The sequence below is a fragment of the Brevibacillus sp. AY1 genome (assembly GCF_029870785.1).
Lineage (GTDB): Bacteria > Bacillota > Bacilli > Brevibacillales > Brevibacillaceae > Brevibacillus > Brevibacillus invocatus.
In genome coordinates this window covers 1-9,824 of record NZ_JAFLPN010000067.1, presented here as the reverse complement: position 1 = coordinate 9,824, position 9,824 = coordinate 1, and the positions used below count along the sequence as shown (strand labels likewise).

The following is a 9,824-nucleotide window of genomic DNA, read 5'->3' as shown; positions in this document are numbered from 1 at the left end:
TCCTCACTTGGTTCTGAGGAGATTATCTCAAAGTGCGGTTTGTGTTTTGAAGGTGGGATTTATTTGACGCTTACCAAAAGGCAATGTGACGAAAAAGCAATATCTTGTGACTGGAACGTATTTACGGTTGCCAACCGAAGTGGAAGTAACGGCAGCAAGCAATCCAAATTATTTCCACAAAGAAATTTATACGTATAATCCAGAGAGATTATTGATCAATGAGACTATTCTTGATTCGTACCCAGACGGCAGAACAACGAAATTGGATCAAATGGATCGATCGTATACGTATAAGGATAAGTTGCTCACTTCCTTCTCCGAAACGACTACAGGTCAGGATGCCAAATCATTCACGCAAAGTATTCACTCGTATGATAGCCTCGGTTTATACCCAGAAGCTATTGATATGAGTGTGGAAACACAACCTGGTGTACAAACTGACTTGTTTCATTACTTTGGATATGATGGGCTGGGGCGACTGAATGCAAGGGTATATCCAGATCAAAGTTATGTTACGTATGAATACGATTTGCTCGGCCGCATGACAAGTGAACAATTTACAAATCAAGACCAAACCAGAACCACTTCGTATGCGTACGATGATTCGACACGCAAAGTAACCGTAACACTACCGGATGGTTCCAAATCTTTTACTCACTTTACGCCGTATGGTGACGTTGAATACAAAGGGCAGATAGATGTTAATGGAAAAATTCGTCCCTTGCTTTATAACACTTACGCTTTGAATGGGAATCACCTATCAACCAGTGAACCCTTTGCCATTAAGGACCGAGCGATAAACTATCATTACAATGAAGATGGATCTTTACTCTTAAAAGACGATCCTCTTGGTGATACAGTTTTCTTGAAGGCTAACAGTATGCGTGATGGTGACCGATATATTGCAGCCGAAACAATTCTTACAATAAATCCGAATGGACTGCATAGCACACAATATTATGACCAATACGGACAATTGGCGAAAGAAAGTAGTAGAACAGAAGACAGAACACAAGAACTGGTTACTTCTTACGAACGAGATGAATTTGGCCAAGTAATGGGTAAGAAGCAGATCGACCAACGGGGAGAAGAACGTGCTTGGGAGTTCCGATATACCACCAATGGAAATCTGGTTTATCTTCTAGATCCGGAAAAAAACAGCTATTACTATGAATATGATGCCTATGGAAATTTAGCTACAGTAACTGAAAATAGCACCTTAACAACGAAAAATCACTACAATGCCTTGTCCTGGAAAATCAGCGAACAAGATGTTCCTTCAGGTGCAAAGGAGTCGTACATTTATAATGTAAACGGAAAACCAGCCTCTTTTATCGATAAAGCTGGAAATCGACTTGAATATACGTATACGCCATTCTATGATCTGTCCAGCTTAATAACCAAGAATGCATCGGGGACTATCAAAAACAAAGAAACAACGGAGTATTTCCCTCATACATCATTGGTCAAAAGAGAAACAAACAGTAATGGTGCGAACGTCGATCCTTTGAGCAAGAACTTCAGAGAGATTAGCTACAACTATGATTCACACAACCGCCTGACTGGAATAAGAACTTTCGGTCGAGATTACGTTTTGGGATACTCTGATCGCGATGATGTGATCGACGAGTTGACTTATTCAGATGGCATGCAGGTAACGTATAGCTATGATGCCGGTGAAAGACTGCAAGAAGTTCGAAGCCCAATGACAGGAGTTATTCGTTACGATTATCGCATCGATAATAAAGGAGATAGCTACCACGTTGAATATCCAAATGGGCGAACCACGGATAAGGTCTATGACTCGTTTGGACAAGCAACGAAAATGACCCAATCATTGAATGGAGCACCGATTTGGAAAGAGTCTAATCAGTATGCTTTTGGAAATATTATTAACATCCAACGAAACGATACTTCCTATCAATTCGATTACGATAAGACTGACCGTTTAACCAGAGAAAGTCAATCTGATCAAACCAATCTGTACTCTTATGATCAACGAGGTAACAGATCTGCATTTGAAGGAGAGACAAAGTCAGCCACTGGATCGGTTGCTTATACGTTCGATGAGCGAAATCGTCTGCGAGGCATTACAAATGAACAGACAGCGGATTCTGAAACATACACATATTATGGGGATGGTCTGCGTGCGACAAAAGCAGGAAACGATTCAGAAACCAAATATGTGTACGTGAATGGGAAGGTTATCGAAGAACTAGATGGTTCAGGAAATGTAAAAGCTCGAAACATCTGGGGAAATGAATTATTGTTCCGTGAAGACTTCGCGGCGAACAAAAGTGGGTTTTATGGGTACAACAGTCATGGGGATGTTGTCGTCATCTCTGATGAAAATGGACATGAAATCAATACGTATGATTACGATGTTTGGGGAAATATTGTATCTGAGACTGAGGGTATGGAAAATCCGTTTAAGTACAGCGGAGAAATATATGATGAGAAAACGGGACTTTATTACCTGCGTGCACGGTATTATGATCCAAGTGTTGGGCGATTTATCTCGGAGGATACGTATAAGGGGCAAGTGGATAATCCGTTGAGTTTGAATCGGTATACGTATGTAGAGAATAATCCTCTCAGATATAAAGACCCTACAGGGCATTGGAAAGATGGAGATGAATATATTCAGGGTTCAACAAGGGACAATATTGCACTTTGGACGGATGTATGGGAAAAAGCAAATGACGCAGGAAACAAACAACGAATGCAATTTGCTGAAACACAAGCAGATAATGCAAGGAATGCATACTGGAGTAATTTGGGGGCTTCCGTTGCAAAAGCCCGAGAATTAACACCAACTTCAGTATTTTTTGTAGGAACTACTGCTACTATGCCAAGGTCTGGTTCAGGTTCGATTTCTGGTGGTGGTGCAATAGGATGGGCGGCAGTTGCGGCAACAATATTGACAATTGCTACACAGGACTCCTCGACAAGCACCACAACCTATAATTATAATGGACAAAGTCTAATTTTCCGTGATGGGTCGGGTACAAACACAAACCTCACGCCAAGACCTGTAGATACAACGGGACTATCATACTTCTTAGCACCAGGGTCTACCAAATATACGTTCACTTCTTCTATAGATGCTGTAAACGCTACTGGAGTTTTGAAGGCTGTGGTTGACAATCCTGCTACGGGGCATGTTAGTATCTTTGCAACGAATCCTGCTCATCATAAAGCATGGATTGCGTCGAGACCTAACGCTGAGACAAATCCTTATTACCTAACTACCGTGCTGAAGTCTATTTCTATAAAAGGAAGATAATGAAAGGAGGTGTAGTATGAACGAGAAAGTCGTTTTTACACAGCTAATTGACCATGAGGGACATACTCAGGAGACAAACCTTTATATAGGTTTTACAGAAACCGATACAGTAAATCTAACTCTTATTGGCAGGGCTGTGGACATTGAGAGTGAAGAATCTAATTATGTTCAAAGCCTTCTTGTGTTGATGACAAAACTACCAGAAGGTTATCGGCTAAAATTCTCGAATAGCTTCCAAATTGAAAATATGGATGCAATAGAAGTAATTAAAGTAGAGGAACTTGTATCTGTTACGTTTGATTACGACCCTGACGAGCCACAGTTGAGATACAACCTCTTATGTCACTACGGTGGGAAAACTTTTACATCTGAATCTGTTGAGGACTTTTCTATTGCTTTACAAGCACTTCAAACGAAAATGGACATAAACTTTAGTATCTGTGCATTCTGCTCAAATGCTGATTTCAGGTCAACTGGTGGAGAAGACTTGAGGCATGGTTGGTATTGTTTACGAGATGTTGAGAATCGTAAACCAGAGTTACCTTGGTTTCAACGAGAAGAAGAGTTTCAACAAGCATATCCGAATGTCAATGCGTTTCATTGGTGTCCAAGCTATGCAAAGGCAGTAGATAGATTATTGTAAGAGTAAGCCAATTAAAGACCTCATTCGAGTATTTAATACTCGTCTGGGGTTTCTTTTTTTGCCTCTTGTAATCGTCGGGCGGCGAGTGAGATAGACCCCACCCAGTGCCGAATGAATCACTTTATCTCACGATTATAAACATAACCCTTGTTTTACCTGTACATAGTTTTCATGAAATTGGATGTACGCACATAATGCTACAAAAATATAACCTATTTCCACTTTCCGACCTCGGTCTTTAATCTTAAAAATCCCCAGTTACCATCATTTATCCACGTAATTTTCTTATCCTCGTTTTCTGCCGTTTTTCCAAAAATCCATAAAAACGCAACTTATAGCCTGACTATTTCGATAGGGCGGTTGAGAGGACAAAAAAATTTCCTGATCGCAACTATCCAGATGGATGCAACGATTATTACTATGCAAAGTGATATGAAGCAAAAAGGACTCTCGCAACTAATGAATCTGGTGTCCCGACTATAAATAGTGTAAGGGGCAAAAACAATCTGGTAACGTGCCAGTTTACATATAGCATTTGGGAAGGACATGTGAAAGGCTAGCCACCTACCCTCTAATTTAGCCAGAAATTCATCAAAATTTTTGGAGGGGGAAGAACATGAGCAACATTAAGCTGTCGATTGATAAGATCGTCATTGAATACAAGGATGTGCATTGGAAATTCTTTAATCCATTTAAGCGAAACATCTGCGACTACTACGGTATCACCGAGTCTATTGGAAAAACAGATTGGGGATATAAGTATCATCTTCACATCGAATTGTCTCATGAAGCCTACTTACATATCTCCTATCAGCCATACCATGAGCCGAAATCATTCAAACACTCTTTGCGTATCGAAACGCACCCAGACTATCTGTCAGAGTTCAAGAACCTTTTAGATACGCTTTATCAGAGCGCAAGTTCGATATGGTTTGTTCGCTGTGATGTCGCATTTGACATTCCTCGCCCGATAACAAACGTGTTTACTTCATCAAAGACGGGGCGGCGGATGAATCTGTATGAGGGGACAAGATACTTTGGTAGAAAGAGTCAGCGTCAACAGGCAGGTTACTGTAGGGTGTATGACAAGAGGAAAGAGCGAGAGGAACGGAAAGGCAAGAAAACAGTGGGGGAACTAACTAGAGTGGAAATTGTTTATCGACCTGCTGAAAAGATTCCGATGGAGTCGCTTATTCAGCATCCCCCTAAGTTTAACAACTTGTACTTCTGTCAAGTTCTGAATGACCTTGCTCCATTGAAGCCAGAGAAACAGGCAATTGTATTTGCGATACAGCAAGGTTTAATGACGATGGATCAGTTTACTCCACATCATAAGAGAACGATTATGCAATTGCTTGCCGATCAAGAAGCAGTTGATTTCGATGAAATTGCATACGAACAATGGGAAGAAAACGTACTTGTTCCATGTGCATTGATATGTGGAAAGGTAAATCGAGGAGTGACAACAGAACAGGTTAGCTAATGTTTAATCAATCTCTATTAGTTCCTCGATACGGATGTTTAATGTTTTGCAAACCAGTTCCAAGGTATCTAGGTATACCCTGTCTACCTTTTCGGAACAAAGATGATTAACAGTGCTTGCCCTAAGACCTGTCAAGCGTGCTAATTCACGTTGAGAGATTCCCTTCTTATCCAAAATCTCTCTCAGTCTGACCCGAATAGCCATGCGAATGCTCCTCCTCGTTCAGTAACGCTTAAGCGTACAAAAATCTGACTACATTATAGCACCGAGATAGGAGTTAGTCATTGTGTGTTTCGGTTAAGCGGTATATAATGAAATTGGTGATTCGGTTAAGCGTTACGTTAATCTCAATTTCTGTAACGGTGGGGGAGAAAATGCGATGAAAGTCATTGGATATGTACGGGTTTCCACACAAGGGCAAGCAAAGGACGGCTACAGTTTAGCTTATCAACAAGATGAAATTCTAGCTTACTGTAAGGAACAAGGATGGAATCTCCTGCATGTGTTTTGTGATGAAGGCATATCGGGGGCCAAGGTAGACGAGGAAGCGTTAGAAGTGGATAGAGAGGGCTTTCAGGACATGTTAGCCGCCCTCTCTACCGAAACCATCGACAAAGTAGTTGTCCTCAATACAAGCCGTTTATGGCGGTCTGACATCGTAAAGGTATTGGTACATCGGGAGTTCAAGAAACATGGTGTAGATGTACAAAGCATTGAACAGCCGACCTACAGCATCCACAAGAAAGACCCAAGCGACTTCCTGATTAACGGGTTAATGGAACTGCTCGACCAGTATCAACGGCTTGAGATAGCGATGAAACTAGGCAGAGGACGCAACAAGAAAGCACAGCAGGGCGGCTATGCAGGAGGACGTGCGGCATTTGGCTATACAGTTCCAAAAGGTCAGAAGGCTTTACAGATAGACCAGAAACAGGCAGAAACGGTTCGGAGACTGTTTGCCATACGTGAGCAGTATCAAACATGGTCACTGTCCCAAATGGCTCTACAGCTAAACGTGGAGGGCTACAGAACCGCTCAAGACAAGTCTTTTACGAAAGTACAAGTGAAGCGAATCCTAGACCGTGAGGACTTCTACAAAGGGCAGTACATCTACGGTCACATTGAATCACTAGGGATTCACCAACCGATAATTTAGAACCGTTTCAGTTGTCTAACAGAGAATGTACTAGCTGACGTATCCGTGCGTGGTCATTTATATGATTAACGCTTGTTCGGAGGGTGCTGACATTCTTTGCATAGACAACTGAAAACAACTAAGATGGGGGGAATGAATCATGAATCGTAAATTAACATTGCTTTACATTGGCGTAGACCTGCATAAGAATCATCACACAGCTATCATGATGAATTGCCTGCATGAAAAACTGGGTGAATTGAAGTTTGACAACAAGCCTTCCGCTTTCCCTGTGTTTCTAAAAGAGGTAAACAAGATTGCCAAAAAGGAAGGTCTGACACCTGTTTTCGGTCTGGAAGATGTGGGCGGCTACGGAAGAGGGCTTGCCATGTTCCTTATCGAAAACAAATATGAAGTGAAAGCTGTCAATCCTGCACTTACGGTATCCATGCGGAGAAGCAGTCCAAACAACAAGAAAACAGATGCTTGGGATGCTGAATGTGTGGCTCGTATCTTGATTTCCAACTTGGATACATTGCCAAACGCTATTCCGCTTGACCTCTACTATGCAATCTCTCAACTGGTAACGAGAAGAGCCAATATTGTAAGCGTTGCGACTGGGCTAAAACTCCAACTCCACCAACAGCTTAGCTACCATTATCCAAGCTACAAGAAGTTCTTTTCACAGGTGGATGGGAAAACAGCATTAGCCTTTTGGCGAAAATATCCTTCCCCAAGCTGTTTGAAAGGGGTGGGGGTGGAGAAACTAGCCGAATTTCTACGCAAGCAAAGTAACTATTGCCTGTCAACCAAGAAAGCAGAGGAAATCCTCGCTCTTGTTGAACAAGACGGTGACACATCAAAGGACTACCAAGAAGCTAATGACTTCCTAGTGAAAGATGTGGTTCGAGACATCATCATCCGTGAGCATCAGCTAGACCAGATTGACGCTGAGTTGAAGAAACATATGGCTTTGCTCGATTACAAGCTAGAAACGATGCACGGAATCAGTACAGTCACGGCGGCGGAACTAATCGCAGAGATTGGAGACATTTCACGCTTCTCTAATGCAGACAAGCTAGCTAACTTTGCAGGAATTGCACCAGTTCAGCATAGTTCAGGGAACAAGCAGAAGGCTCGTAAGAGTAAGTTAGGCAACCGTAGCTTGTACGACATATTCTATAATCTCGCTATTCGTATGCTTGGGGTATCGAGGGGGGAGAAGAAGCCGAATCACCCTCTCTACCATGAGTACTACGAAAAGAAGCTAGCAGAAGGAAAGACCAAGTGGCAAGCAATTATCTGTGTCATGCGAAAACTGGTCAACGTCATCTACAGTATGATGAAGTACAAGACGGAATACAAAATGCCAGTCCTTCCAGAACAGGCGGCGTAATCAGCAGGGTGGTAGCTTTTACGAGTTGCCACCTAACTTATATCCATTGAGTGCTTTATCATGGAGGATACGTATAAAGGGCAAGTGAATAATCCGTTGAGTTTGAATCGGTATACTTATGTGGAGAATAATCCATTGAGATTTGTTGATCCGTCAGGGCATTGGAAACAAGAACATGGTGCTAACTGGGGAATAAATGAAGCAAAAAACAAATGGGCATTAGCACAAACGTTGGGAGAGAAGAAGCATTGGGAAAATTACGCAAATGATATAAGAGCTAAAATGACTAAAGCAGGATACTCTCAATCAGATATTATGCAATCCTCGGATGCTATGATTCCAGATTCACAAGTCATGAAAATGGCAAGAGAGTCTGCTCCAGGACTTGCGTTTATTGCAGACTTTAACAAAGCAATTTGGGATTACCCAGGAGAAGCCGCCGCAGTAAAAGGTGCATTCTTGATTGGAAGTATATTTAATAAGGGAAAGGGTTTTGATAATCTTAGTGAAGGATTGAATTTTGCTGCTAGGGCTGCTCAACACATGGATGAAGCCGGAAGGTTTGTGCCTGTCCAAATTCAACAGGCGGTTATAAAATATGGGAAAGAATTTCCTGACCCTAGAGGCTCCCAAGCCAAGATGTATTACGACATAATGTATCGAGAAGGAAAGAAGTACAACATTGAAGTACTTTATGATGCTGCAACGAATACTGTGTATCATTTCGAATATGCTAGGAAAGCTATGGGGCATCTGCCAGCTATACCAAAGTGATAAGGAGTTGAGAAGAGAACATGCATGAACGAACTCCCAAGGAACGGTTGTATTGGTTAATTGAACTATTACAACACAATGAGATTGATTTACCAAGGTTCTGCGATGAATTTTCGTATACCTATAACATCGATCTTGATTATGATGAGTTAACAGACCTTGAGAGTGAGATGTTTCGTAATCTAACAAACGTTACCTCAAGATTTTCTCCGTTCGAGGAGGATCATAAGCTTGATCCAAAAGCATTTTCTAAAGTAGAAGATGTCAGAGAAATGGTAAAAATAGTTGTCAATAAACTGAACATTTGAAGAAACATGTAGAATAGTCTGCCCCAAACGAGTAATCAACAACTCGTTTGGGGTTTCTTTTTGATTGAAAGGATTTTCATTGATCGTTGTGAAAGTGATTTATCTCGGAGGATACGTATAAAGGGCAAGTGAATAATCCGTTGAGGTATAAAGATCCTACTGGGTATTGGAAGGAGGGAGACGAGAAGTAACATCCAACTGTACAGGACAGAATTATTGATTTAACAATAGATTATTATGCAACAAATGACGTTGGATGGCGTAGAGTTATTGAGGGACAGGCAAATTTACTTAGAGAATATGGGAAATACGATCCTGCTGATTATTTCCCTGGTGGTGGTATTGCTTCCGTAGGTAAGAAAGCTATCAATAGCGTTAGTAAAAGCGCAACGAATTCTCGTAATTCTGCTGGCACTGTAACAGGAAGTATAACAAACGCTGTTTACAAAATGATGCGTGGCACTCACGGAAATGCAGGTCTTATACCCAATGAGGCTGCACAACAACTTGGTGGGAAAACATATAAGAATTTCGACGAATTTAGGAATGACTTTTGGAGAACTGTGGCTACATCACCTTATGCTAATGAGTTTGGTGCGTCAAATATTTCAATGATGAAAAAGGGGCTTGCACCTATTGCTTCAAAAAGTCAACAATATGGAGAGCAAAAGAGCTATGTGCTACATCATTTGCAACCCATCCAGCATGGTGGTGGAGTATATGATCTTAATAACTCAACTTTCGCAGCTCAAATTAGGTAGGTAACCCTGATATAGCTGGGTAAACCCATGATCCATTG

General features: G+C 41.5%; 8 protein-coding genes and 1 pseudogene. 8 read left to right on the top strand and 1 reads right to left on the bottom strand.

Annotation, left to right across the window (positions count from 1 at the left end):
• Window positions 1-85 precede the first annotated feature (85 nt).
• The 3 genes from JZI27_RS23980 to JZI27_RS23970 all read left to right on the top strand — a co-directional run bounded on the left by JZI27_RS23980 (window position 86) and on the right by JZI27_RS23970 (window position 5,412).
• Window positions 86-3,286, top strand: a complete 3,201-nt coding sequence (locus JZI27_RS23980) for an RHS repeat-associated core domain-containing protein (protein WP_280209689.1) — start codon at window positions 86-88, stop codon at window positions 3,284-3,286.
• A gap of 16 nt (window positions 3,287-3,302) precedes the next feature.
• Window positions 3,303-3,929 (top strand): hypothetical protein, encoded by a 627-nt coding sequence (locus tag JZI27_RS23975; protein ID WP_280209686.1) that lies wholly within the window; start codon window positions 3,303-3,305, stop codon window positions 3,927-3,929.
• Between the two features lie 616 nt (window positions 3,930-4,545).
• Window positions 4,546-5,412 (top strand): replication initiation factor family protein, encoded by an 867-nt coding sequence (locus JZI27_RS23970; protein WP_280209685.1) that lies wholly within the window; start codon window positions 4,546-4,548, stop codon window positions 5,410-5,412.
• Between the two features lie 3 nt (window positions 5,413-5,415).
• Here JZI27_RS23970 and JZI27_RS23965 read toward each other — a convergent pair whose 3' ends face one another.
• Window positions 5,416-5,616, bottom strand: a complete 201-nt coding sequence (locus JZI27_RS23965) for a helix-turn-helix domain-containing protein (RefSeq protein WP_212964073.1) — start codon at window positions 5,614-5,616, stop codon at window positions 5,416-5,418.
• 175 nt (window positions 5,617-5,791) lie between these two features.
• Here JZI27_RS23965 and JZI27_RS23960 point away from each other — a divergent pair, with 175 nt between their 5' ends.
• The 5 genes and pseudogenes from JZI27_RS23960 (at window position 5,792) to JZI27_RS24975 (ending at window position 9,786) form a co-directional block, all read left to right on the top strand.
• Window positions 5,792-6,568, top strand: a complete 777-nt coding sequence (locus tag JZI27_RS23960) for a recombinase family protein (RefSeq protein ID WP_280209684.1) — start codon at window positions 5,792-5,794, stop codon at window positions 6,566-6,568.
• Between the two features lie 139 nt (window positions 6,569-6,707).
• Entirely contained in the window at window positions 6,708-7,943 is a 1,236-nt protein-coding gene (locus tag JZI27_RS23955; protein ID WP_280209683.1) for an IS110 family RNA-guided transposase, read from the top strand.
• 54 nt (window positions 7,944-7,997) lie between these two features.
• Window positions 7,998-8,717 (top strand): annotated as a pseudogene (locus JZI27_RS23950) (RHS repeat-associated core domain-containing protein); the annotation flags it as partial.
• Between the two features lie 20 nt (window positions 8,718-8,737).
• Complete coding sequence (locus JZI27_RS23945; RefSeq protein WP_280209679.1) at window positions 8,738-9,025, top strand: magnesium and cobalt transport protein CorA; 288 nt, start codon at window positions 8,738-8,740, stop codon at window positions 9,023-9,025.
• 212 nt (window positions 9,026-9,237) lie between these two features.
• Complete coding sequence (locus JZI27_RS24975; protein ID WP_348521387.1) at window positions 9,238-9,786, top strand: hypothetical protein; 549 nt, start codon at window positions 9,238-9,240, stop codon at window positions 9,784-9,786.
• Window positions 9,787-9,824 lie beyond the last annotated feature (38 nt).